General features: G+C 68.7%; 22 protein-coding genes. 9 read left to right on the top strand and 13 right to left on the bottom strand.

The window, feature by feature from the left end; genetic code table 11:
• Window positions 1–77: 77 nt before the first annotated feature.
• The 5 genes from EBN03_RS08100 to EBN03_RS08120 all read right to left on the bottom strand — a co-directional run bounded on the left by EBN03_RS08100 (window position 78) and on the right by EBN03_RS08120 (window position 6,394).
• Entirely contained in the window at window positions 78–2,165 is a 2,088-nt protein-coding gene (locus EBN03_RS08100; RefSeq protein ID WP_122187391.1) for an ArnT family glycosyltransferase, read from the bottom strand.
• Window positions 2,166–2,292: 127 nt separating this feature from the next.
• On the bottom strand, window positions 2,293–3,576 hold the full coding sequence (locus EBN03_RS08105) for a bifunctional glycosyltransferase family 2/GtrA family protein (protein ID WP_122187260.1): 1,284 nt from the start codon (window positions 3,574–3,576) through the stop codon (window positions 2,293–2,295).
• Between the two features lie 76 nt (window positions 3,577–3,652).
• Window positions 3,653–4,501 (bottom strand): bifunctional hydroxymethylpyrimidine kinase/phosphomethylpyrimidine kinase, encoded by an 849-nt coding sequence (gene thiD / locus EBN03_RS08110; RefSeq protein ID WP_122187261.1) that lies wholly within the window; start codon window positions 4,499–4,501, stop codon window positions 3,653–3,655.
• 19 nt (window positions 4,502–4,520) lie between these two features.
• Entirely contained in the window at window positions 4,521–5,312 is a 792-nt protein-coding gene (locus tag EBN03_RS08115) for a hypothetical protein (protein ID WP_147471490.1), read from the bottom strand.
• A 245-nt stretch (window positions 5,313–5,557) separates the two neighbouring features.
• Window positions 5,558–6,394 carry a hypothetical protein gene (locus EBN03_RS08120; RefSeq protein WP_122187263.1) on the bottom strand — a complete coding sequence of 279 codons (837 nt, stop codon included), beginning with the start codon at window positions 6,392–6,394 and terminating at the stop codon, window positions 5,558–5,560.
• A 396-nt stretch (window positions 6,395–6,790) separates the two neighbouring features.
• Here EBN03_RS08120 and EBN03_RS08125 point away from each other — a divergent pair, with 396 nt between their 5' ends.
• Window positions 6,791–8,095: a family 1 glycosylhydrolase gene (locus tag EBN03_RS08125; RefSeq protein WP_122187264.1), complete on the top strand. Its 1,305-nt coding sequence runs from the start codon at window positions 6,791–6,793 to the stop codon at window positions 8,093–8,095.
• 49 nt (window positions 8,096–8,144) lie between these two features.
• On the opposite strand, the gene EBN03_RS08130 is transcribed toward EBN03_RS08125, so the two are convergent.
• The gene (locus tag EBN03_RS08130; protein ID WP_199742661.1) at window positions 8,145–10,106 is read right to left on the bottom strand and encodes a glycoside hydrolase family 5 protein; all 1,962 of its coding nucleotides are present in this window, start codon (window positions 10,104–10,106) and stop codon (window positions 8,145–8,147) included.
• A gap of 346 nt (window positions 10,107–10,452) precedes the next feature.
• On the opposite strand from EBN03_RS08130, the gene EBN03_RS08135 reads away from it, so the two are divergent.
• Window positions 10,453–11,496: an AraC family transcriptional regulator gene (locus EBN03_RS08135; protein ID WP_122187265.1), complete on the top strand. Its 1,044-nt coding sequence runs from the start codon at window positions 10,453–10,455 to the stop codon at window positions 11,494–11,496.
• A 30-nt stretch (window positions 11,497–11,526) separates the two neighbouring features.
• On the opposite strand, the gene thiC is transcribed toward EBN03_RS08135, so the two are convergent.
• On the bottom strand, window positions 11,527–13,164 hold the full coding sequence (thiC, locus tag EBN03_RS08140; protein ID WP_122187393.1) for a phosphomethylpyrimidine synthase ThiC: 1,638 nt from the start codon (window positions 13,162–13,164) through the stop codon (window positions 11,527–11,529).
• 259 nt (window positions 13,165–13,423) lie between these two features.
• On the opposite strand from thiC, the gene EBN03_RS08145 reads away from it, so the two are divergent.
• Together EBN03_RS08145 and EBN03_RS08150 are read left to right on the top strand one after the other, a co-directional pair.
• Window positions 13,424–13,759 (top strand): hypothetical protein, encoded by a 336-nt coding sequence (locus EBN03_RS08145; RefSeq protein ID WP_122187266.1) that lies wholly within the window; start codon window positions 13,424–13,426, stop codon window positions 13,757–13,759.
• Between the two features lie 3 nt (window positions 13,760–13,762).
• Window positions 13,763–14,059: an antibiotic biosynthesis monooxygenase family protein gene (locus tag EBN03_RS08150; RefSeq protein WP_122187267.1), complete on the top strand. Its 297-nt coding sequence runs from the start codon at window positions 13,763–13,765 to the stop codon at window positions 14,057–14,059.
• An 87-nt stretch (window positions 14,060–14,146) separates the two neighbouring features.
• Here EBN03_RS08150 and fahA read toward each other — a convergent pair whose 3' ends face one another.
• The 3 genes from fahA to EBN03_RS08165 form a co-directional block, all read right to left on the bottom strand.
• Window positions 14,147–15,334, bottom strand: coding sequence for a fumarylacetoacetase (gene fahA / locus EBN03_RS08155; protein ID WP_233608236.1), 1,188 nt, complete (start codon window positions 15,332–15,334; stop codon window positions 14,147–14,149).
• Between the two features lie 85 nt (window positions 15,335–15,419).
• Window positions 15,420–16,631, bottom strand: a complete 1,212-nt coding sequence (locus EBN03_RS08160) for a homogentisate 1,2-dioxygenase (RefSeq protein WP_122187268.1) — start codon at window positions 16,629–16,631, stop codon at window positions 15,420–15,422.
• Between the two features lie 103 nt (window positions 16,632–16,734).
• Window positions 16,735–17,361, bottom strand: a complete 627-nt coding sequence (locus tag EBN03_RS08165) for a TetR/AcrR family transcriptional regulator (RefSeq protein ID WP_122187269.1) — start codon at window positions 17,359–17,361, stop codon at window positions 16,735–16,737.
• Window positions 17,362–17,564: 203 nt separating this feature from the next.
• On the opposite strand from EBN03_RS08165, the gene EBN03_RS08170 reads away from it, so the two are divergent.
• Together EBN03_RS08170 and EBN03_RS08175 are read left to right on the top strand one after the other, a co-directional pair.
• Window positions 17,565–18,530 (top strand): oxygenase MpaB family protein, encoded by a 966-nt coding sequence (locus tag EBN03_RS08170; RefSeq protein WP_122187270.1) that lies wholly within the window; start codon window positions 17,565–17,567, stop codon window positions 18,528–18,530.
• A 92-nt stretch (window positions 18,531–18,622) separates the two neighbouring features.
• Window positions 18,623–20,449 carry an acyl-CoA dehydrogenase gene (locus tag EBN03_RS08175; protein ID WP_122187271.1) on the top strand — a complete coding sequence of 609 codons (1,827 nt, stop codon included), beginning with the start codon at window positions 18,623–18,625 and terminating at the stop codon, window positions 20,447–20,449.
• 43 nt (window positions 20,450–20,492) lie between these two features.
• On the opposite strand, the gene EBN03_RS08180 is transcribed toward EBN03_RS08175, so the two are convergent.
• The 3 genes from EBN03_RS08180 to EBN03_RS08190 are packed head-to-tail and all read right to left on the bottom strand — an operon-like array spanning window position 20,493 to window position 22,896.
• Window positions 20,493–21,308 carry an exodeoxyribonuclease III gene (locus EBN03_RS08180; protein WP_122187272.1) on the bottom strand — a complete coding sequence of 272 codons (816 nt, stop codon included), beginning with the start codon at window positions 21,306–21,308 and terminating at the stop codon, window positions 20,493–20,495.
• 27 nt (window positions 21,309–21,335) lie between these two features.
• Window positions 21,336–22,301, bottom strand: a complete 966-nt coding sequence (locus tag EBN03_RS08185) for an N-acetylglutamate synthase, CG3035 family (RefSeq protein ID WP_122187273.1) — start codon at window positions 22,299–22,301, stop codon at window positions 21,336–21,338.
• Window positions 22,288–22,896, bottom strand: a complete 609-nt coding sequence (locus tag EBN03_RS08190; RefSeq protein ID WP_122187274.1) for a peptide deformylase — start codon at window positions 22,894–22,896, stop codon at window positions 22,288–22,290. The genes EBN03_RS08185 and EBN03_RS08190 overlap by 14 nt, the downstream gene beginning before the upstream one ends.
• Before the next feature lie 120 nt (window positions 22,897–23,016).
• Between EBN03_RS08190 and EBN03_RS08195 the strand changes: the two genes are divergently transcribed.
• From EBN03_RS08195 to sodC, 3 genes are all read left to right on the top strand, one after another.
• Window positions 23,017–23,328, top strand: coding sequence for a DUF3263 domain-containing protein (locus tag EBN03_RS08195; RefSeq protein ID WP_122187275.1), 312 nt, complete (start codon window positions 23,017–23,019; stop codon window positions 23,326–23,328).
• 53 nt (window positions 23,329–23,381) lie between these two features.
• Window positions 23,382–23,975: a LytR C-terminal domain-containing protein gene (locus EBN03_RS08200; protein WP_122187276.1), complete on the top strand. Its 594-nt coding sequence runs from the start codon at window positions 23,382–23,384 to the stop codon at window positions 23,973–23,975.
• 126 nt (window positions 23,976–24,101) lie between these two features.
• Window positions 24,102–24,782, top strand: a complete 681-nt coding sequence (gene sodC, locus EBN03_RS08205; RefSeq protein ID WP_122187277.1) for a superoxide dismutase[Cu-Zn] — start codon at window positions 24,102–24,104, stop codon at window positions 24,780–24,782.
• Window positions 24,783–24,796: the final 14 nt, after the last annotated feature.

A 24,796-nucleotide genomic window follows, 5' to 3' on the forward strand; every position in this document is an offset into this window, starting at 1 on the left:
CGGTCACCGGCCGACGGCTCGGCCTGGTTCAGCCCTACATGACTACCCCGCCGGGGCAGGGATCGCCAGTGCCTCGATCACTTCGGCTGCGTCAAGTCGTACAGCGTCACACCGTCGACGGTCTGCTCGCAGAAGTGCTCCTTCACCCACGTAGAGATCTGAGCGCTCGGCGAGTTCGGGTCACCACCCCGGCCGAATCCCTCCGGCATGCCGGGCGGGAGTTCGAGACCGCCGGGCGTGCCGAACATTCCGCCGGACACCACGTAGTAGTGGATCTTCCCGGCCGCAACGTACTGCTGGAACTGCTCGAGCGTGGGTGACGGGTCGCTGCCGTTGAAGCCACCGATCGGCATCACCGGCAGCCGGGTCGCCAGCTGGTATCCGGCGGCATTGTCGGAGCCGGTGGTGGCGGCGACCCAGGTGTAGGAAGCGCCGTCGCGGTCGAGCAGCGCCACCACCTGGTCGCTGGGGGTGCCGCCGCCGAACGGGCCGCCGAATCCGCCGGGTCCACGCTTGCCGTCGTGCTGGTTGCCCGGGGCGCCGGGCGCGCCCGGCCGGTTGCCGTGCTGTCCCGGCGCGCCGGGCCCGCCCGGACCGAACCCCATCTGCTCGGCCCATTCGGCCATGCCGGGCGGCAGTTTCCCGCCGCGCGGGAAGCCGAACCCACCGGGCACCATCGGGCCGGCGCTCGGGATGGCGCCGCCGTGCCCGGTGTTCAGCGTGTCCGCCGTGTAGGCGACCGGCCCGGCCAGCGCGACCGCGACCGCCGTGGCCGCGGTGACCGTCGCCAGCGGTCGCGGCAGCGGCATCAGCAGCGCCACGGTCGCCAGAATGCCCGCAACCAGCACCACCCAGCGCAGCCACGGCACGAAATCGCTGGTGCGGGACAACAACATCCACGCCGTGGCCGCGGTCGCGGCCAGGGTGACCGCGGCCGCGATCCGCGCCCACAGCCGGTCGCGGTGCTGCCACAGCAGCGTCGCGCCGATGCCGGTCAGCGCGGCGACCGCGGGCGCCAGTGCCACCGTGTAGTACTGGTGGAAGATGCCCTTCATGAAGCTGAAGGTCAGCCCGGTGACCACCAGCCAGCCACCCCACAGCACCAGTCCGGCGCGGCGCGGGTCGACGCGGGGTGCCTGGCCGTAGGCGATCAGACCCACGACCAGCAGGATCAGCGCGGCCGGCAGCAGCCAGGCGATCTGGCCGCCCTGCGCCGGCTGGAACAACCGGTCGATCCCGGGATCGCCCCAGGCCCCGGTCTGGCCGGCCTTCAGCGCACCGCCCCCGCCGCCCCCGCCGACACTGCCGGTCTCCTGACCGTTGAGCCGGCCCAGGCCGTTGTAACCCATGGTCAGTTCGAGGATCGAATTATGCTGCGAGCCGCCGAAATACGGCCGCGAACCGACCGGCCACAGCATGGCGACCGCGATCCACCATCCGGCACCCACCACGAGACCCGCTGCAGCGGCGAACAATTGCGCGACGCGCCGCAGCGGGCGCGCCCGCCCGGCGACCAGATAGGTCAGCGCGAGCGCCGGAACCACCAGCAGCACCTGCAATTGCTTGGCGAGGAAACCGAATCCGACGAACAGCCCGCACAGCGCCAGCCAGCGCAGCTGGGCGGCGGGGCTCGCGGTCAGGGCACGGGTCATGGCCCAGCAGGCCGCCAGCATGAGCAACACCAGCAGGGCGTCCGGGTTGTCGAACCGGAACATCAGGGCCGCAACCGGTGTCACGGCCAGCACCAGGCCGGCGAGCAGACCGGCGGCCGCCCCGTAGGTGCGGCGCACGGTCGCCCACAGCAGCGCGACCGAGCCGACACCTATCAGCACCTGCGGGACGAGCACACTCCAGCTCGACAGCCCGAACAGCCGGATCGACAACGCCATCGGCCACAGCGCGGCGGGCGTCTTGTCGACGGTGATCGAGTTCGCGGCATCCGAGGACCCGAAGAAGAAGGCCTTCCACGACACCGATCCGGCCTGGGCCGCCGCCGCGTAGAAGGAGTTCGCCCAGCCGGAGGCGTTCAGGTTCCACAGGTACGCACCCGCCGTGGCGATCAGCAGCACCGCCAGTGCGATCAGTTCGCGCGAGATCGGGCGGCGGCGAACGGTTTCGGCGGTGGTCGCGGTGGGCGGCACGGCCTCGGACAGTACTGTGGTCATGGCGTCCTGCTCGGGATGCTCGGGGCGGCGGGGCCGCGAAGGTCGGGACAGGTAACAGTCGCAGACGAACAACAGGGCGGGGTCAGCGCATTCGCACCGATCCCGCCCTGGATCAGTCGGCCGAGGTTCAAGCCATCCGGTCCGCGCCGGCGTCGCGGAACACCCAGCGCAGACCGACGAACCGGCACAGGGTGGCCACCAGGTTGGCGATCACCAGGACCACCAGTTCCACATGGACCATCGCGTCGGGCGCCCAGCGGTGCAGCGCGAACAGTGAACCGCTGGTCAGCAGCCAGGCGAACATGAAGATCGCCAGGCCCTGCAGCTGATGCGAGACCACGTTCCGCGTGCCGCGCACCCCGAAGGTGAAGGCGCGGTTGGCCGCGGTGTTGCCGATCGCGGTGATCAGCAGCGAGAGGAAGTTGGCGGCTTGCGCGCCCGCCCATGGTTGCAGCAGCAGGTACAGCACCATGTAGGTCAGCGTCGAGACCACACCGATGATGCCGAAGCGGACCGCCTGGCCGACCATGCCCAGCGGCACACCTTCGACCAGCGGTTCGCGGCCGATGGCGGCCCGTAGCTCGTTGATCGGCAGTGACCCGGTGGTGAAGGCGCGGCCCAGCCGCCACACGCCGAGCAGGTCCTTGCGGGCGGTGTCGATGATGTCGACGGTCGAGTCCGGGTCGTCGATCCAGTCCACCGGCACCTCGTGGATGCGCAGGCCGGATCGTTCGGCGAGTACGAGAAGTTCGGTGTCGAAGAACCATTCGCCGTCCTCGACCAGCGGCAGCAGTTGCCGGGCTACGTCGGTGCGCATGGCCTTGAATCCGCATTGCGCGTCGGAGAACCGGGCTTGCAGCGAGGCGCGCAGGATCAAGTTGTAGCAGCGCGAGATGATTTCGCGCTTGGGACCGCGGACGACCCGGGAGGATTTGGCCAGCCGGGTGCCGATCGCGAGGTCCGAGTGCCCGGACACCAGCGGCGCGATCAGCGGCAGCAGCCCGTTGAGATCGGTGGACAGGTCGACGTCCATGTAGGCGACGACCTGGGCCTGCGACTCCTGCCATACGGTGCGCAGTGCGCGGCCGCGGCCCTTGCGGTCGAGGTGGACGACCCGGACTCCGCTCAGCTCGGCCGCCAGTTCCTTGGCGATCTCGAGGGTGCGGTCGGTGGAAGCGTTGTCCGCGATCACGATTCGCGCCGAGAACGGGAAGCCGTTGCCGAGGAAGTCGTGTAACCGGCGCACGCAGCCGGCGAGGTCGTTCTGCTCGTTGTAGACGGGGACGACGACCTCGAGCACCGGGTTGCGGGCCGGGTCGAAGGTCGGGGCGGGCAGGGCCGAGTCGGCGGGGTTCGCCGCACGCTGCGCCGACGCGGGTGTCACCTGGGAAGCCGTCGCTGTGTCGGTCATGTCACTACTGTCGATCCGCTGCCTATATCGGAGCTGCGGCGGAGCTGGGAGATGCCTGGGAGCGACGGACCGGTGGTCACGAACGTTCGTGCAGCCGCCACAGCGGGGACACCGGGCCGTGGCCCGCGCCCAGGTCGTAGGCCGCTTTCAGGCTGCGCAGCGTCCATTCCTTGGCGAATGCGACGGCTTCGGGTACGGGATAATTGTGAGCTAAAGCACATGCGATGGCGGCCGCCAGCGTGTCGCCGCCGCCGTGGTCGTTGCCGGTGTCGACCCGCGCGGCGGTGAGTTCGAGGAAGGTGTCGCCGTCGAACAGCAGATCGGTGCTGACTTTCGCCGAGCGGAGATGGCCGCCCTTGACGATCACCCAGCGCGGCCCGAGGGCGTGCAGCGCCTCGGCCGCCGTGCGGGCGGTGTGGTCGTCGACCACGTCGATGCCGGTGAACAGCCGTACCTCGTCCAGGTTGGGCGTGAGCACGGTGGCGAGTGGAAACAGGGTGTGCCGCATGGTGTCTCGCGCCTCTTCGTGCAGCAGGGCGTCGCCGTGCATCGAGGCCGCGACCGGGTCGACCACGAGCGGGACGGCGCTGTCGCCACCGATCCCGACCTCCCGGCAGGTCCGCGCCACCGCGTCGATGATCGCGCTGGACGCCAGCATTCCGGTCTTGACCGCCCCGACCCCGATATCGTCGGTGACGCACCGGATCTGGCCGGCGACGAGCTCGGCGGGGATCTCATGGAAGCCGTTGACGCCCAGCGTGTTCTGCACGGTGACCGCAGTGACCGCCACGCAGGCGTGAACGCCGAGCAGTGCCATGGTACGGGTGTCGGCTTGGATGCCGGCCCCACCGCCGGAGTCGGTACCGGCGATGGTCAGGACGCGAACCGGGGTTTCGCCGGGATTCGGCAGCGCGAGCAACTCCATCCCGGCAACCCTAGTGGCGTCAGACGATGCCGACACCTACCGGCTGCAGGTCCGGTAGCAGGCCGCTACCCGGCCGCCACCAGTAGCAGTGCGGGCTGACGCCGGCGCCGGCGTCGAACAGCTCGGTGGTGGCGGTGCGCATGTCGAACAGCATCTCGTGCACGTCGTTCTGGCCGAGCGGGTAGACCAGCAGGTATTCCGGCAGCGGGAACGACACCACGGCGCCGTGCGCCAGGATCTCGGGGTCGACGTGGGCGGCCAGGTCGTGGATGGTGGCGCCGACGTAGCGGTGCGGGCCGGTGACCACGGTGACGGTGCCGTACCCCAGCTCCTGGGTGCTGACGGTGTGGATCTCGCCGGACAGCGACTGCGCGACGGCGGCGGCGAAGATCTCGTCGGTGCTGCCGTCGAGTTCGCCGTGGGCGAGCAGCTGTGGGCCCTCGGGCAGGTCGATGACGACGGCCTCGCTCAGGCCCGGCGCCAGGCGGCGGGTGACGATCGAGTCGGCACGGTCGGCGAGGGATTCCTCGGCGTACATGCGGACGCGCAGGATGTGGGAGTCGAAATCCATCGGCAGTGTCCCCGCGGCGAGCTGGGCAAGCGTCGCGGCTACCCGTCGCCGCGCCGCGGCGGCCAGTTCGACCCCGGTCAGCGACAGCGTCTCACCCAGCCAGGGGCGCAGGTCGAATCGGTAGCTGCCGTCGGCCGTGAACAGGGTCGCGCCGGCGTCCCCACGCTGGGTCATCCGCACCCCGTGCACCGAAAAGGCCTGGCGCAGAACGCTATTTGCCGTATCGAAGTCGTTCGGCATCGCAGTTCCACCTCCCCCGGATTTGCACGATCATCTTGCAAGCGTAACTCGGCCCAATGGGCCGGAGTTTGTATTGTCGATCACCAACCATACGGGTAAGGCCAACTCTCGCAATGCTCTTAGGAACTTCTTATCGTTCTCATCGAGTTGTGCCACGCCGGGCACGATGTCCATTTTCTGAATACTCGGAATCGAGTCCTAAATATTGCAACAGGTTCCAGATTCCGGAAAGGCGAGCAGATCCGCTAGGCACCCCATTGCTCCATCACCGGACGCAGGTCGGGCACCAGGCCGCTGCGCAATGCGGCGCTCTCCGGCAGCTGCTCGTAGCGGCTCGGGCGCCACCAATAGCACTGCGGGCTGATCCGCTCCGAACCGTTGTCGAACAGCTCAGTGGCCGCGCAGCGCAGGTCGTAGAGCGAACGCATCGCGTCGCACTGGCCGATCGGGTAGATCAGCAGATACTGCGGCAGTGGCATCGCGACCAGGGCCCCGAACGGGTTCTCGGCGGCGGGGACGTGGCGGCTCAGCCGGTGCAGCTGGGCGCCGACGTAGCGGTGTGCGCCGCCGATGACGGTGAGCGTGCCGTAGTCGAGGTCCTGGGTGCTGGTCGAGCAGTCCTCGCCGGTGATGGACTGGGCGATCGCGGCGCCGAACAGGTCGTCCGCGTCGGCATCCAGCTCGCCGGTCAGCGCCACCTCGGCGCCCTCGGGGCGGTCGACGACCACGGCCTGGACCAGGCCGGGCGCCAGCGGGCGGGTCTGCCAGCGGGCGCCGCGGCCGGCCACCACCTCGTCGGGGAAGATCTGGACCCGCAGGAACATGGTGTCGAAATCGACCGGTACCCGCTGCTCGTGCAGCTGCCGGACGGCCTGGTCGGCGTAGCGTCCGGCGTGACCGGCCAGCTCGGTCAGCGGTAGCTCGGCGGTCTCGGTCAGCCAGGGGCCCAGGTCGATGCGCTTGCCGCCGCGCGGCGAGAAGACCGTCGCGGCGTCCTCGTCGTTGCGGACCATCTGGTAGCCCCGGGTGGAGAAGGCCTGCGAGAGGGCCTCGTGCGCACTTCCGGACGTATTGTTCGACATCTGTCACCTCCCAGATCCCCGTGCTGGTCTTTCCAATGTAGCCGAGCCTGATGAGGAAAGATCCCAATCTTCATGCGATTAGGGGGATTAGGGGGAGGTGGGGTCTATGGGAATTTGAAATATCGATGTTTTCGATTTTCCGCACGGTTCCGACCTGGGCAAGAAAAAGGGAAATATGTCCGGAATATTCGGCCGAAAAGCGATGATCGGCCGGGTGGAAACCACCGATAACCGGTCGGATGCCGCCGAGATCGCCGCGAACCCGGGAAGGGTCTGCCGAGGCCCGCGGGGTGGCGGTGGCGAAACGCACACATTTGGACGTTTGACCAGTAAGCTGCCGAAGGTAGCAATGCGCGGCGGTGAGCCGTGCCCGAACGTCGTCGGAGAACCCGGTCCATGAACAGACCCGCACGCCTGTGTCTCGCCCTGCTGTCGGCCGCCGCCATCGCGTCGGGCACCACCGGCCCCGCCGCGGCCGCCCCCGCGGAGCTGCCGTCCCTCGGGCCCGACTTCCAATGGGGCGTGGCCATGTCCGGATTCCAGTCCGAAGGGCATGCGCCGGACAGCAATTGGAGCCGGTACGCCAACTCCGGACAGGCCCACGACACCTACCGTGACTCGGTCGACTTCTACGACCGCTACGCCGAGGACATCGACCTGGCGGCGGGCCTGGGTGTCAAGGTGTACCGGCTCAGCATCGAATGGGCGCGGGTCCAGCCGCAGCCCGGCGTATGGGACGACCGCGACTTCGCCTTCTACGACGCCGTCATCGCCAAGATCCGGGCCGCCGGCCTGCGACCCATGCTGACCCTCGACCACTGGGTGATCCCCGGCTGGGAAGCCGACCGTGGCGGCTGGAAGAACCAGGACATGGTCACCGACTGGCTGGCCAACATGCGGCGGGTCGTCGACCGCTACGCCGCCGACGATCCGATGTGGGTCACCATCAACGAGCCGATGGGCTATGTGGCGCAATCGATTCAGATCGGCGACATCGGAATCGGGGACGCCGTACCGATGTTCGACCGGCTGGTGCAGGCCCACGACACCATCTACGACTACATCCACGAGCGCCAGCCCGGCGCCCGGGTGACCAGCAACATCGCGCAGTACCCGGTGATCCAGAACCTGACCGACCTGCTGTTCGCCGACCGGGTTCGCGACAAGCTCGACTACCTGGGCCTCGACTTCTATTACGGTACGTCGCTCCAGAATCCGCCGACCACCGACCTGCTCGGCAGCGAGCTGTGGAAGAACGCCATCGAACCCGAGGGCATCTACTACGACCTGCGCAACTACAGCGAGAAGTACGGGCTGCCCATCTACGTGGTGGAGAACGGACTCCCGACCGGTGACGCCGCGCCTCGCCCCGACGGCTACGACCGCGCGGATCACTTGCGCGACACCGTGTATTGGCTGCAGCGCGCGAAGGCCGACGGCATCGACGTGATCGGCTACAACTACTGGAGCCTGACCGACAACTACGAGTGGGGCAGCTACTCCAACCGCTTCGGCCTCTACACCGTCGACGTGCGCAACGACCCGAGCCTGACCCGCGTCCCGACCGACGGGGTCGACGCCTACCGCGAGATCACCGCGAACAACGGAGTGCCGCACGACTATCGGCCCACCCGTCAGCCCGCGGTGTGCTCGATCGTGGTGTGGACGCAGAGCTGCGTCCGGCCGGTCACCGTGCCGTAGCGGGTCCAATCCGGTTCGTTCCCCGGGAACGAACCGGACCGCTGCCCGGCTAGCTCATCGACCGGCAGTAGATCGCGTCCGGGTGTCCGTAGCGAAGGTTGGCCCAGGAGAACGCGATTCCGGCCAGGTACTCGTTGCTATTGCACTGGCCCTTGTAGTAGCCGACCGCGTAGTCGCCGCCCTCACCCGAGGCCGGGCGATTGTCGCCGCGGTCGTCCCACACGGTACGTCCGTTGCCGGCCAAGGGAATTCGCGCCGGTGCGCACAGGATGCTGTTCACCGCGTCGCCGTGCAGGCTGTACCCGATCATGAATTGCCCGGTCGCACACTGATATTTGGTGAAGCCGGACGCCCAGTCCGTGGTCACGTGCTCGGACGCGACCCGGGTCGCGGTCGTGCCGGGCGTCCAGAGGTTGCCGGCCGTCGCGTCCGTGCACAGCCCGCCCTGGCCGCGGTCGCTGATGCCGATCATGCGCTGGTCGTCGGGGCAGACCAGTTTGCGCGCGCCGGAGTCCCAGTCCGCCGCGGCCCGCAGCGACTCGTTGTCGTCGGCGTGGATCCCGTTGAGCATGGACCAGGTTCGTGTCGGCGGAACCTGCCCGGTGACGCCGGTCGCGGCCAGCAGTCGCTGCAGCTGCGGGCCCCGCCAGTCGTCCGGATCGAGCACGCTGCGCACGGAACCGTCGGTGTCGAAGCGCAGCAGTCCCCACTGGTTGCCCTGATCCAGATGCTGGAATCCGACCAGCGGCCAGTAGGCGAATTCGAGGTCTCGTGAGATCAGATAGTCGACCATGTGGCCGAACCACGCCTGGTCGGCCGCGGTGCCGTCCTTCCCGACCCCGAACTCGCTCACCCACACCGGCGCGGTGAAGTGCCGGTCCGGGGTGGTGGCGACATAACCGGCGAGCTGATCCATCGAGGCGAACAGATCGGTGGGGGACATGTCCCGGAAACGGGGATCGTGGGTCTCACCGCCGCTGATGCCGGTGCCGCCGGTGTTGTTCGGGCCGATGTAGCCGTAGAAGTGGGCCGAGTAGACCAGCTTGTGGGAACGGGTCAGCGTGACCGACAGGTTCTGCACCGGTTTCAGCATGGGCCGCTCGTGCGGTGTGATGTCGGTGGGGATGCCGATCCAGTTGAGGCCCTCGATCATGATGAGCAGATTCGGGTTGGCGGAGCTCACGATTCGGTCTCCGGCCTGGCGGGCGGCCGCCTCCCAGTCGTGGACGTCACCCAGTCCCCAGTTCGGGTCGTCCCAGGTGTCCCGGCGGACCTCGTTGCGCAGGTCCGCACCGATCACCCCGGGGTTGTCCTTGTAGCGCGCGGCCATCGTCGCCCAGTCGGCGACCCAGGTGGCGGTGTCCTGCCCGGAGTTCCAGCGTTCGTTGCCGTCGACCGCGCAGCACCAGCGGGTGGTCGTGGTGTGGTTGTTGAGGATGACGCCCAGGCCGGCGTCGGTGAGCGCGGTGACCGCCCGGTCGTACACCTGCAGCGGGGTCAGGCCGTTCAGGGACGGATTGGCGGTGAGGCCCTGCACCGGGCGGGTGTCGGTGATCATCTGGTTGGAGAAGGGCAGCCGGATGCTGTTCAGGCCGAGGGCGCGGAAGTCCTGGACCATCTGGTTCAGCGGCACCCGGTCGAGCCCGAGCGGCGCGCGGTGCCCGACCTCCGACGCGAAGTTGTTCGCGGGTTGTTCGTCGTCGCCGCTGCCGGTCCAGGTTCCGCTGGCGCCGTGCCAATTACCGGATTTCAGATGCACGCGATTACCGGCGGCATCGACGATGTAGCGGCCGACCGTGCTGAGTGGCCCCTTCAGGGCTGGGGTGTCGGCCTGCGCGGTAGGTGTGAAGTGTGTCGCCGGCACCACCGATAATCCGATGATCATGGCGATTACGGCCAATATTCTGGTCATCTGTTCTTCCTCGTTCTCCTCGGTGCCGCCGCGTTCCGTCGTGTGCTCGACCTGGAACCGGGGGCACGCCATGCGAATCCGGTGAGCCCGTTTCCGCATGTCGGAGCATGGTAAGACGACCGGATGCGGCGTATCGGCAATGTGCGGTAAATGGAATCGACCGCTGGATGAATTGGATTGTCCGGGGGGGGTGTGTTCGACCGTGCACGGGGGTCGATCGCGACAATCGGGCGGATCTTGCTCTTATTCGAGATCGTGAAATTACAATCGCGACAACTTATTCGACTCGTGCTGTGTGCGGGTGTGCCGTAACGAATTCGGCAGGCGGCACGTGGCGATGGGATCTTTCGCGGCGAACTCGTCCGCCCGCGGCGCCGTTACCGTTACCATGACCCGGTCATATGACCAGGATGCGGCAGAGCGGCCGCGGGAGCCGGTGTGACTCGTGAACGAACTGAACCACTGGAGATCTCGGGCCCCCGACCTGGAGGCCGCGACGATTCCGCCGGTCGTGATCCTGGGACTGGTCGAAGCCGCACAACGCCACTCGGTGGACACCGAGCCGTGGTTCACCGGAACCGCCGTCACGCCGGGCCGATTGACCCTGCCCGAGACCCGGCTCTCCTACCGGCAGGTCGCGGTGATCGTGAAACGCGCGCTGCGCGCACTGCCGGACGGGCCGCTCGGCATCGCCGTGGGCAGCCGCGACGCCGTCGTATCCTGGGGCCTGCTGGGCTTCGCCTGTCGCGCCAGCGCGACCGCGGCCGACGCACTGGATGTCGCCATGAGCCTGCACCAGGCCTCGGGCAGCGTGCTGGACTACCACCTCGAACACGGCCCGGAACAGTTCGCCGTCCGGCTCGAGATGCGCAGTCCCGACCCGGAATTGCTGCCGTTCCTGTGCGAGGAGGGCGCCAGTTCGATCGTCACGCTACTGCGGGCGGTCTTCGGCGCCGGTGCCTCGCCCGCCGGGCTGGAATTCGCCTACCCGCGCCCGGCGCACGCCGGGGCGTACGACCGCTACTTCCGCTGCCCGGTGACCTTCGCCGCCGCGCAGACCAGAGTGGTCTTCGACCGGGAACTGCTGAGCCGGCCGCTGCCCACCTGGAATCCCGCGCAGCTCACCATGGCCCTGGACGCGGTGAAACATCTGGCCCGGCCCGCCACGCTCCGGCCGGACATCGTCACCGCCGTGGAAGATGTACTGCGCGAACACCTTCGGCGGCCCGTGACGGTCGCCGTGGTCGCCGGGCGGCTGGGAATCGGCGAGCGCACCCTGCAGCGCCGGCTGACCCGGGCCGGCGTCCGCTTCGGCGATCTGCGCGACCGCCTGCGGCAACAGCACGCGACCACACTGCTGCGCGATTCGAGCCTGCCGATCGGTGCCATCGCCGGCGAGGTGGGCTTCAGCGACACCCGGGAATTCCGCCGGGCCTATCTGCGCTGGACCGGGCGCACCCCCAGCGCGCAGCGTGCCGCCGCGACCTGAACGGTCCACGGCGGCACGCTGTTCCGCGATCTACACCACGGGCAGGTAGACCTGGTTGCCCTTCTCGGCGAACTCGGCCGACTTCTCGGCCATGCCCTCCTGGACGGCCGCGGCCTCGCGGATGTCGGCCGAGATGCGCATCGAGCAGAACTTCGGCCCGCACATCGAGCAGAAGTGCGCGGTCTTCGCGGGCTCGGCCGGCAGCGTCTCGTCGTGGTAGGACCGCGCGGTGTCGGGGTCCAGCGAGAGCGCGAACTGGTCGTGCCAGCGGAACTCGAAGCGCGCCTTGGACAGTGCGTCGTCGCGCTCCTGGGCCCGGGGGTGTCCCTTGCCCAGGTCTGCTGCGTGCGCGGCGATCTTGTAGCTGATCACGCCGACCTTCACGTCGTCGCGGTTGGGCAGACCCAGGTGCTCCTTGGGGGTGACGTAGCAGAGCATCGCGGTACCGGCCTGGCCGATGATGGCCGCGCCGATCGCCGAGGTGATGTGGTCGTACGCGGGCGCGATGTCGGTGGCCAGCGGGCCGAGGGTGTAGAACGGCGCTTCCTCGCACCATTCCTCTTCCAGCCGAACGTTTTCCACGATCTTGTGCATCGGCACGTGGCCGGGGCCCTCGATCATCACCTGCACGCCATGGGATTTCGCGATCTTCGTCAGCTCGCCGAGGGTCTTCAGCTCGGCGAACTGGGCCTCGTCGTTGGCGTCGGCGATCGAGCCGGGGCGCAGGCCGTCACCCAGGGAGAAGGTGACGTCGTACTTCGCCAGGATCTCGCAGAGTTCCTCGAAGTGCGTGTACAGGAACGACTCCTGGTGATGCGCCAGACACCAGGCCGCCATGATCGAACCACCGCGCGAGACGATGCCGGTGACGCGCTTGGCGGTCAGCGGCACATAGCGCAGCAGCACACCGGCGTGCACGGTCATGTAGTCGACGCCCTGTTCGGCCTGCTCGATCACGGTGTCGCGGTACAGCTCCCAGGTGAGCTTGGTCGGGTCGCCGTTCACCTTCTCCAGCGCCTGGTAGATCGGCACGGTGCCGACCGGGACGGGGGAGTTGCGCAGGATCCACTCGCGGGTCTCGTGGATGTTCTTGCCGGTGGACAGATCCATGATGTTGTCGGCGCCCCAGCGGGTGGCCCACACCATCTTCTCCACTTCCTCGGCGATCGAGGAGGTCACTGCGGAGTTGCCGATATTGGCGTTGATCTTGACCGCGAACTTCTTGCCGATGATCATCGGCTCGGACTCGGGGTGGTTGTGGTTGGCGGGGATGACGGCGCGGCCGGCCGCGACCTCCGCACGCACGAGTTCGGGGTCCACGCCCTCGCGGGCGGCGATGAAGTGCATCTCGGTGGTGACGATGCCCTGGCGGGCCCAGTTCAGCTGGGTGCGCGGACCGGGGACGTCGGGCTTGGTCCAGGTGTCGCGCAGTCGCGGCAGGCCGGCCTCGAGGTCGATGACCGCGGCGTCGTCGGTGTACGGGCCGGAGGTGTCGTACACGTCGAAGATCTCGCCGTTGGTCTGGACGATCCGGCGGACCGGGATGCGCAGCGTGACGGGTTCGCCGCCACTCTCCACCCGGACCTCCTGGTAGTGCTTGACGCTGCCCTGGATGGGGCCGGTGGTGACGGTGTTCACCGGCTGCGCCTGCTCATCGGTTGCGGTCATCGCGATCCTCCCTACGCCGGCATTACCCGGTCAGGTTCGTACGGTCGACGGCCCTGATCCGCCCGTATCGGGCTAGCCGTCCTCTCAGCCCGCTGGTGCGAGCCCCCGTTGGCAGAAATTCTCCCAGGTCGAGGGTACATTCGTGACCTGCGTCACGTCGGCGGACCGAGGGTGGTCGGCCGAAACCGGCGGTCGCGACATGACGGGTGCGAATTGCCGGATAATTGCTCATCACTCTGACATGTTCGACAATGCGCCTATGACGACCATCACACCGCATCGCATCGCCGAGCGCCACAACCACACGCACGGCCCGGGCTGCGGCCACGAAGCCATCGTGCACGGCGACCACGTCGACTACCTGCACGACGGCCATGCCCACCACGAGCACCTCACCGAGGCCGGCGTCCACTACGACGAATGCCATACCTGCACCTGCCCGCACTGCACCGACTCGTGCGCGAACTGCACCTGCGCGGACTGTTCCTGCGACACCTGCAACCACGCCGTCTGCTCTTGTGAGCACTGCTCCGACAGCTGCAACAACTGCACCTGCGCCGACTGCACCTGCGCCACCTGCGCCCACGCGTCCTGACCGATGGACAGCTATTCGCTCGGCATCTGGACGGTGACCCCGGGCCGGGAAGCGGAGTTCGTCCGGGCCTGGCGAGAAATGGCCGAACGCACGGCCGACGGCTTCCCACTCGGCCACGCGACTCTCCTGCGCGACGACGACCAGCCCAACGTCTTCATCAGCTTCGGCCCCTGGCGCTCCACCGCCGAGATCCAGCGCTGGCGCGAATCTGTCCTGTTCAAGTACGGCGCCGGCACGATCCGCCCGCTGCTCCAGAGCTTCACCCCGCACACCCTGACCGTCGCGGCAACCGTCGAATAACCGGCAGCCGCGTCACGGCGAGCCAGGTGACGCGGCGACCCCACCGCGGAATTGTCGGTGGCGTATTGGGTGCCCGCGCCGGGAGGTTCACTCGGCGGCAGGTCGGATCAAGCCCCGGACCTCACCGAGCGTGAGCGGAGTCCCGTCGAGGCCCGGGGCGGTGGCGGTGATGACGACCTCGTCGCCGTCGGCCAGGAAGGTGCGGGGTTCGCCGGCGACGGTGACGGGTTCGGTTCCGCCAGAGGTCAATTCGATGAAGGAGCCGACCTGGTCGCGGGTGGGGCCGGAGACGGTGCCGGAGGCGAACAGGTCGCCGGGGCGGGTGGCGGCGCCGTTGCAGGTCAGGTGGGCGAGCATCTGCGCGGGGGACCAGTACATCCGGGCGTAGGGCGGGTGCGACACCGTCGTGTCGTTCCAGCGCACGGACATGGTGACGTCCAGGCCCGTGGGTTGTTGTTCCCGCAGGTAGTGCAGTGGTTCCGGGTGCTGGGCGGGCAGCGGGACCTGGGCGTCCCGCAGGGCCGCCAGCGGGGTCACCCAGGCCGCCATGCTGGTCGCGAAGGACTTGCCCAGGAACGGGCCCAGCGGCTGATATTCCCAGGCCTGGATGTCGCGGGCCGACCAGTCGTTGACCAGGGCGACACCGAAGACGTGGGCGGCGAAGTCGTCGACCGGGATGGGGGCGCCGAACTGGGAACCGACACCGACCACGAAGCCCAGTTCGGCCTCGATGTCCAAACGTTGGGACGGGCCGAAAGCGGGTGCGCCGGAAGGGGTTCGGCGCTGGCCCCGCGGGCGTCGGATCTCGGTGCCCGACACCACGATCGTGCCGGCCCGCCCGTGGTAGCCGACCGGCAGATGCCGCCAGTTCGGCAGCAGCGGGTCGCCGTCGGGCCGGAACAACCGGCCGAGGTTGGTGGCGTGATCGATGCTCGCGTAGAAGTCGACGTAATCACCCACGGCTACCGGCAGTTTCAGGTGCACGGCGGACAGCGGGTACACCGCTTCGGTGGGGAGCGGCCCGGCGCAGAGCGCGCGAATCGCATGCCGGCAGACCCGCCAGCGCCCCGGGCCCTGCGCCAGGAAGTGATTCAGGGTCGGCTGCGCGAAGGTCGAATCACCCAGCAGCACCGCGAGATCGAGGACGTAGTCGCCCAGGCGGACGCCCACGCGATAGTCCCGGCCCAGCGGTGCGAACACGCCGTAGGGCAGATGGTGGACCCCGAATCCGGAATTCGCCGGCACCTCGATCAGCACCGTGTCGGACTCTGTCACCGCCACCTCCGTCGGGTCGTGCGCTGCGTCCGGGTACGCGACGCCCGGGCGCCGCGGCCGCAAGCCGTTGTCCGGCCGGTAGAACTCATATCCGGGTGACCCCGTCCGGCCCGCGCCCGGACCAGGTCCAGGCGTATTCGGGGTCCTCGCAAGCCGATCCGCCTTCGCCCAGGCTCAGCGGGCGGAACGTGTCGATCATTACGGCGAGTTCGTCGAAGAACTCGGTGCCGATGCTGCGTTCGTAGGCGCCCGGCTGCGGGCCGTGCGCGTAACCACCGGGGTGCACCGATACCGAGCCCTGCCCGATACCGGACCCTTTGCGGGCGGCGTAGTCGCCGCCGCAGTAGAACAGCACCTCGTCGGAGTCGACATTGGAGTGGTAGTAGGGCACCGGGATGGACAGCGGGTGGTAGTCGACCTTGCGCGGAACGAAGTCGCACACCACGAAATTCGTGCCCTCGAAGACCTGGTGTACCGGCGGTGGCTGGTGGATGCGTCCCGTGATCGGCTCGAAGTCGGCGATATTGAAGGTGAAGGGATAGAGGCAGCCGTCCCAGCCGACCACGTCGAACGGGTGGGTGGCGAAGACGTGGCGCGTGCCGCGGATCTCGCGGCCCGGGCGGTGTTTCACCAGAACCTCGACGTCGGTGCCCGTTTCGGCGATGGTCTCGGCCGGTGCGTGCAGATCCCGCTCGCAGTACGGCGCGTTCTCCAGGAACTGGCCGAACCGGGACAGGTACCGCTTCGGCGGGTTGATGTGCAGCGTGGCCTCGATGATCAACGCGCGCAACGGTTCCGGGCCGTTCGGCCGCCAGCGGTGGATGGTGGTGCGCGGCAGCAGCACATGATCGCCGGTGCGCACGGGCAGGCTCCCGAACACGGTGTCGACGGTGCCGCTCCCGGCCTCCACGTAGACGAGTTCGTCGCCGATGGCGTTGCGGTACAGCGGGGACGGTCGCTGTGCCACTACATAGGACAGCCGGACGTCGTCGTTGCCGAGGATCAGCCGGCGACCGGTGACGACGTCGGTGTCGGCCGCCACGGATCCGGGGAACAGGTTGTGCAGCCGCAGATGCCGGTGGCGCAGTGGATGATTCGGGGTGAGCCGTTGATCGGGCAGAGTCCAGTCCGTGGCGTCGACGATCGCAGGCGGCAGTCCGCGGTGGTACAGCAGCGCGGAGTCGCCGGTGAAGCCCTCCTCGCCCATCAGCTCCTCGTAGTAGAGCCCGCCCGCGGCGTCGCGATGCTGCGTATGCCGTTTGGGCGGCACCGTGCCGAGCCGCCGATAGAACGCCATCTCAGCCTCCCGCCAGGCCGCCGGTCGGAAACGATCGCTGTTGCCTCAATCGTAGCCAGTCGGGCCTGCCCGCGGCGCCGCGAAATGCCGCTCGCCGGCCCCGTCAGGCGCCGCGCAGCGCGCGGTAGGTCGCGGCACCGACGAAGGCGCCCAGGTCTTCCGGCGTCCACACCTGCGGCTCGGCCAGCAGCGTGCGGACCGCGCCCTCGCCGGCCGACACCCATTGCTCGACCATGGCGGGCAGTTTGCGTTCGGCGTCCGCCGTGCCCCACGCCGCCAGGGTGGGCCGCAGCCGCCGGGTGCACAGGTCGACGGCCATGGTGCGGCCGCGCCCGAATCGGTCGGCGAGGGCGGGGTCGGGATTGCCGTAGATCAGGCGCCAGGAGTCCGGGCGGGCGGCGACCGTGGTCAGCAGGGTCTGGAAGCCTTCGACGAACACCTGCTCGTCGGCCTCGACGCGGCGGCGGGGCAGCACCACGAAGGCGCTGTCGATCAGGTAGTTCTCTTCCCGGGTGAGCAGGGCGTCGAGCAACTCGACTCGGTCGGCGAAGCACGAGTACACGACCGGACGGGTGACCTGCAGCGAATCCGCGACGGCGGCGACGGTGACCGCGCCGATGCCGTGTTCGACCGCGATCCGCAGCGCCGCGTCGAGGACCTGCGGCCGGCGCCGCTCGGGCCCGAGATGGCGGGCCCGCTGCCGGGGCGGTACCGCCGATTTCGAAGCCATCGGCCCACGATATCAGGCCCGACCGGGGCGTCCTCGGCTTCCGGCGGCATGCGTGACCTGCGCCACCGCGCTATTGCTACATCAGTGTAGGAAAATGCTACATTGACGAAGGAAGACCGTTCGGTCGATTCCGGGCCACCCCGGAAGCCGCGGTCGGTCATCCTGGAAACAGACCCATCGGTGGTCGTGCAAAGGAGCACAACATGACCGTTCGACCGGCCCGTCCGCAGTTCGACGCGCCCGCCCGCACCATCCGGGAGGTCGACTACGGCTTCTTCGGCCCGGGCTCACCCACCTGGAAGGTGTGGACCGCCCCGACGGCCTTGATCGGCTTTCAGCGCGCGGTGGTCCTGGAACACTTCGACCCCGACCTGACCGCGGCGGTCGCCGACGTGAACGGCATCTACGCCGATCCCAAGGGCCGGCTCGACCACACCTTCGCCTACTTCCTCATCGCGGCGGTCGCCGACAGCCGGATGGCGACCGAGGCCTCCGAGCGGCTGATGAAGGTGCACGCGCAGGCCACCGGTATCGAACCGGTGACCGGCCGCCGCTATAGCGCCAACAACCCGGCGTCCCAGTTGTGGATCCACGTCACCGGCTGGCACTCCGTGCTCAAGTGCTACGAGACCTACGGTCCCGGACCGCTCACCCCGGCCGAGGAGCGGCGCTACTGGGCCGAATGCGTGATCGCGGCCGAACTGCAGACCTGCAAGCCGTCCGACGTGCCCACCAGCCGCGCCGAGGTCCGGGAGTACTTCGCGGCCGTGCGGCCCGGCCTGTGCGTCACCGAGCGCGCCCGCCGCGCCATGCACTATCTGCTACACACCCCGCGCGACCGGGGTCTGCGGCTGTGGGCCGGCAGTCATCTGGTGGCACCGGCGGCCGTCGCGACACTGCCCGAATGGATGCGGGTACTCGGCGGATTCGACCAGCCCGCGACCCTGGACCGCGCCTACCGCCCGGTGACCGCCTTGGCCGCACGGCTGGCCGCCGCACCCGACCGGCTGACCGCGCTGGCCGGATCCGCGATCGGGCCGACGACCGGGCGCCTGCTGCGCGAGCACTTCGCCGCCGGTACACCGGCGAATCCGCAGGTCGTGACCCCGGAGGCGGGTCGCGAACGGTGGGGCCGGGGTGCGGCACCTCACGTGGCGAATCACGCGTAATGGCCACCCCGGTCCTACGCTTGCGTAGGTAAGCGATCGTGCGGCACCCTGCCCGGGATCGAGAAGTTGGCGCTGTACAAGGAGTCTGGCCGTTGACGCACTACAAGGCGAATCTTCGGGACATCGAATTCACCCTGTTCGAGGTTCAGGGTCTGGGCGCGCTACTCGACGCGGGCGCTTTCGGGGACCTGGACTCGGATACCGTCCGCAGCATGCTCGCCGAAGCGCTGCGGCTGGCCCAGGGGCCGGTCGCGGAGTCGTTCGCGGACGCCGACCGCAACCCGGTCACCTTCGACCCGGCGACCCATTCGGCCGTTGTGCCGGAGTCGATGAAGCGCACGGTCGAGGCGGTCAACGAGGCCGGCTGGTCCGCGCTCGGCCTGCCCGAGGAGATGGGTGGCGTCCGCGCACCGGCCTCGCTCATGTGGGCGATCCAGGAGATGCTGATCGCGGCCAACAACGCGGCCGTCTTCTTCAACATGGGTCCGCTCATGCACTCGGTGCTGTTCTCGCAGGGCACCGAGGAGCAGCAGCGCTGGGCGGCGTACGCGTGGGAGAACCGTTGGGGCGGAACCATGGTGCTGACCGAGCCGGACGCCGGCTCCGACGTCGGCGCGGGGCGCACCAAGGCGATCAAGCAGGAGGACGGCTCCTGGCACATCGAGGGCGTGAAGCGTTTCATCTCCGGTGGTGACGTCGGCGATACCGCCGCGAACATCATCCACCTGACCCTCGCCCGCCCGGAGGGCGCCGGCCCCGGCACCAAGGGCCTGTCGCTGTTCGCGGTGCCGAAGTTCCTGTTCGATTCGCAGACAATGGAACTGGGCGAGCGCAACGGCGTCTACGTCACCAACCTCGAGCACAAGATGGGCATCAAGTCCTCGCCCACCTGCGAGCTCACCTTCGGTGCCGACCACCCGGCCGTGGGCTACCTGGTCGGTGAGGTGCACAACGGGATCGCCCAGATGTTCAAGGTGATCGAGTACGCGCGCATGACCGTCGGCGTGATGTCGGCCGGCACGCTGTCGACCGGATACCTGAACGCGCTGGAGTACGCCAAGACTCGCGTGCAGGGCTCGGACCTGACCCGGATGACGGACAAGGCGGCGCCGCGCGTCACGATCACCCACCACCCGGACGTGCGCCGCAGCCTGATGCTGCAGAAGTCCTACTCGGAGGGCCTGCGCGCGCTGTACCTGCTGTGCGCGGCGTTCCAGACCCCGGAGGTGGCGCAGGCCGCCTACGGTGCCGACGCCGAACTGGCCGAGCGGGTCAACGATCTGCTGTTGCCGATCGTCAAGGGTGTGGGTTCCGAACGGGCCTACGAGACGCTGGCCGAGTCGCTGCAGACCTTCGGCGGTTCGGGCTACCTGCAGGACTACCCGGTCGAGCAGTACATCCGCGACGTCAAGATCGACTCGCTGTACGAAGGCACCACCGCGATCCAAGCGCAGGACTTCTTCTTCCGGAAGATCGTGCGGGACAAGGGAATCGCGCTGGCGCACGTGGCCGGCCTGATCCAGAAGTGCATCGACACCGATGTGCGCGAACTCAAGGCCGAACGGGAGCTGCTGGCCACCGCGCTGAGCGACGTCCAGGCCATGGCCGCCACGCTGACCGGGCACCTGATGGCCGCGCAGAACGACCCGAAGGAGCTGTACAAGGTCGGGCTGGGTTCGGTCCGGTTCCTCTATGCCACCGGCGATCTCGTCATCGCGTGGCAGCTGCTCGAACAGTCCCGGATCGCGCTGGCCGCCCTGGCCGGCGACGTGTCGGAGGCCGACCGCAACTTCTACACCGGCAAGGTGGCGGTCGCGTCCTGGTTCGCGAAGAACAAGCTGCCCTTGCTGACCGGCGTCCGCGCGGTGCTGGGCAACCTGGACAACGACATCATGGAGCTGGCCGAAGCCGCCTTCTGAGGCGGATGCGAGTGCGGCCCGGGACAATTCGGGCCGCACCGCGTCAGTCGGTGAACTCGGCGACGACGGGGGCGTGGTCGGAAGCGCCCTTGCCCTTACGTTCTTCGCGATCGACTCCGGCGTCCTTCACCCGCGCCGCCAGTGCGGGTGAGGCCAGGACGAAGTCGATCCGCATCCCCTCCCGGCGCGGGAAACGCAGCTGGGTGTAGTCCCAATACGTATAGACGCCGGGCCCGGGCGCGTACGGGCGCATCACGTCCGTGTAGCCGGCGGCGGTGACGGCGGCGAAGGCGTCCCGTTCCGGCTGCGACACATGGGTTTTGCCGACGAAGAACTCCGGCGACCACACGTCGTCATCGGTGGGTGCGATGTTCCAGTCCCCGACCAGCGCGATCTGCGCGTCGGGATCGGTTGCCAGCCACTGGGTTCCGGCCCGGCGCAGGGCCGCGAGCCATTCCAGCTTGTAGGTGTAGTGCGGGTCGGCGAGCGCGCGCCCGTTGGGCACGTACAGGCTCCACACCCGCACCCCGCCACAGGTGGCGCCGATCGCGCGCGCCTCGACCGTGGGCACCGACAGCAGGGATTCGCCCGCGTCCTTGTCGAAGCCGGGTTGGTCCGGGAAGCTGTCCGCCACATCCTCGATCCCGATCCGCGAGGCGATCGCGACGCCGTTCCACTGGTTGTAGCCGGTGTGCACGACCTCGTAGCCGGCCGCCTCGAAGGCCTCGGCCGGGAACTGCTCGTCGCGGCACTTGGTCTCCTGGATGGCGAGCACATCCACGTCGGACCGGTCCAGCCAGGCCACGACCCGGTCGATCCGGGACCGGATCGAGTTCACGTTCCACGTCGCCAGCCGCATGCCGGCCTCCTTACCCGCGCGCGCAACTCATTCCGGTGCGCAGTAGCGATAGCGATGGTGATCGAGGAAGCCGAGTTCCCGGTACAGCGAGAGCGCGGCTTCGTTGCCCGCGGCGACCTGGACGTAGGCGTGCGTGGCCCCGCGATTGTGACCCCACCGGATGAGCTCCGCGCACACCAGGGCACCCAGTCCGTGCCGGCGGTGCGGTGCGGCGACCGCGATGCAGGACAGGCCGACCCACGTCCGCTCGTCGCCCGAGCCGGTGATCGCGCCGCGGCCGATCGCCAGTGGAGACGGCAATCCCAGTGTGGCGAAACCGACTTCGCCGTCGAGCACGGCGGTCAGCACCGCCGGGTCGGGTGGCGGCGGCAGCGGCGCGGGGGCGTCCTCACCGGCGAATCGGTGCAGCTCCAGCCACTCCCGGTTCGGCTCGGCGTCGACCCGGACCATCGGCGGACCCTGCGGCAGTACGAAATTCTCGATGTCGAGGCCCAGGACCACGGTCTCGCCCCAGGTCCGCCAGCCCGGCGGCGGCGGTGCGAGTCGATCGGGCAGCCGCAGCTGCACCGGCAGACCGTGATCGGTGTACCAGCGTCCGATCCGGTGCAGGGTGTCGTGCGAGAGATCGGCCGGTGCGCCCGGGGCACCCAGTGGCACAGCGGAATTGGCGCGCCGGGTGTAGCCGGCCCCGGCGTGCAGCAGCCAGCCGTCGATCCATTCGTGCGCGGTCCCGGGCCAGCCGGCGGCCGCCGCGAGTTCCAGTGCCCGGATCTCGCCGGTTCGAATCGGCCTGGGCCCCAAGGGTTTCACGGCGACCACGGTACCGTCGGGAATCACCACGGTAGCGCCCTCGGCGGTACGGACGGTGACCGGATCGATCGCGGTCAACTCGCCGATCACATCGGTGAAGCGGAGCTCGGATCCGGCGGGCAACCGGTAACGCACCACGACCCTCCGGCCGAGCGGAATATCGCTGAGCTCAGTCGATGTCATCGTCGTCGTGGCCGAACGGATCCGGCACCTCACCCGGCATCCAGCTCAGACCCGGCTTGCCCCAGCCGTTGTGCTTGATCGCCCGCTTGGCCGCTCGGGCATTACGCCCGATCAGCCGGTCGGTGTACACGAACCCGTCGAGGTGATCGACCTCGTGCTGCAGCATGCGCGCGAAGAAGCCGGTGGCCTCCAGGGTGACCGGCTCGCCCTTCTCGTCGGTGCCGGTGACCCGGGCCCAGTCGGCGCGGCCGGTCGGGAACTGCTCGCCGGGCAGCGACAGGCAGCCCTCTTCGTCGTCGTCGGGATCCGGCATGGTCTCGGGGATCTCGGAGGTCTCCAGCACCGGGTTGACCACGCAGCCGCGGCGGCGCACGCGCTTGTCGCGGCTGCGCCCGGCGGTCTCGTCGGGGCAGTCGTAGACGAAGATCCGCAGCGACACGCCCACCTGGTTGGCCGCCAGACCAGCGCCGTTCGACTCGTCGAGGGTGTCGTACATATCGGCGATCAGCTCGGCGACGTCCTCGAGCTTTGTGACCGGTGCACACGGATTGTGCAGTACCGGATCGCCGAGGATGCGGATGGGGAGAACGGCCATGGTCGCAGAGTTTACGCGGGCCCGGAGGGTGATCCGGCACACGCACTCGCCCGGCGGGCACGTGCCCGACACGCCGGAACGCGGATCTCGGCGGCGCGGCGTTCGTGGTTCAATGAGCGAATGGACAGCGCAGCGGCCCGAAATCTGTCCGAAGCCCCGATGCCGGACACGGATTCCGTCCCCGGTCTGAGCCGGCGCGAGCTCGACATCCTCGATTTCGAACGAAAGTGGTGGAAGTACGCGGGCGCCAAGGAAGAAGCGATCCGCGAACTGTTCGACCTGTCGGCCACCCGCTACTACCAGGTGCTCAACACGGTGGTCGACAAGCCCGAGGCACTGGCAGCCGATCCGATGCTGGTGAAGCGCCTGCGCCGATTGCGGGCGAGTCGCCAGAAGTCCAGGGCGGCGCGCAAAATGGGCTTCCAGGTGTGAGGGGCAGCCGCACTGGGACGCCGTCGTTCCCGGTTTACGGTTAGGCTCGCCTGGTGAGCAACCCGAATCCACCCGCCGGTGGACCGCCGCTGCGAGCCCTGGCGATGACGCTGATCGCACTGGCCATCGTTTTCGCTGGTATCGGTGCGATGTCGCTGTCGAGTTCGTCGTCGGGCGACTCGTCGCAGCCGTCGACCAGCACCACCACGGCCGTCTCCTCGACGACCGGCGCCGCGCGTACCTCGGCGAACCCGCTCACCGGCGCACCGAGCCCCGACGCGGCAGCACTGCCCACCGCGAGTTCACCGGCCGCCACCACCACGACCTCCGCCGCGGCGACCACCTCGAAGGCGCCCGCCGGCGCCCTCGACAAGTCGACGCCGGTGCGGGTGCTCAACAACAGCACGGTGCAGGGACTCGCCAACGACACGGCGAACAAGCTGGACACCGACGGCTGGAGCGATGTGAGCTCCGGGAACTATTCGGCCGACGTGCTGCCGAAATCAGCTGTGTACTACGGCAATACCCCGGGCGAGCAGGCGGCCGCCCAGGCGATCGCGCAGACGCTGGGTCTCACCGCCGCGCCGCGCTTCCCCGGAATCGCGGATCAGCCGCCGGGCGTGATCGTCATTCTCACCGGTAATTGAAGTCGCACGAAGACTTACCGAATCCCGGACACGGAGTCCGAACCGGGCTCTGGCAAGATCTCCAGCGGAACGAATCTGTCCCACCTGGTGTACTCGTAAACTCGGTACTCGTAAAGGAGTTCCCCGATGGCCCCGTCCACAACTCGTCGCCCGTCCTGGCGGACTGTCACTCCGGTGTTGGCGCTCGCGGTTTTCGGTCTCGCGGCCTGCAGCAACAGCCAGGAGTCCAGCTCGGTGAAGGGCACCACTCCCGCCGTCTGGACCGGTGGGGCGGCCCCCGCGGGCACCACCTCGAGCGAGGCCGGCGCCCCGGCCGGTGAGTCGCTCACCGCGCCGCTGAAGGACGCCGCCGGCGCCGAGGTCGGCACCGCCACCTTCACCAAGTCCGGCAGCCACCTCGAGCTGACCGTCGACGCGCACGGCCTCAAGCCCGGCTTCCACGGCCTGCACATCCACACGGTGGGCAAGTGCGAGGCCAACTCGGTCGCCCCGTCCGGCGGCGCGCCCGGTGACTTCCTGTCCGCCGGTGGCCATCTGCAGACCGGTGACGCCAACGCCAAGCCCGCCAGCGGCGACCTGACCTCGCTCGAGGTCCGCTCCGACGGTAGCGCCAAGCTGGTGACCAGCACCGACTCCGTGTCGCTGGACGACATCAAGGGCAAGGCCCTGATCATCCACGCCAACGCCGACGACTTCGGCAACATCCCCACCCGCTACACCCAGCCGGGTGGCGCGACGGGTCCGGACGCCGACTCCATGGCCACCGGCGACGCCGGCCCCCGGGTCGCCTGCGGAGTCATCGGCTAGAACGCAAAGGTGGG

The organism is Nocardia stercoris, assembly GCF_003696265.1.
GTDB classification, from domain to species: Bacteria; Actinomycetota; Actinomycetes; order Mycobacteriales; family Mycobacteriaceae; genus Nocardia; species Nocardia stercoris.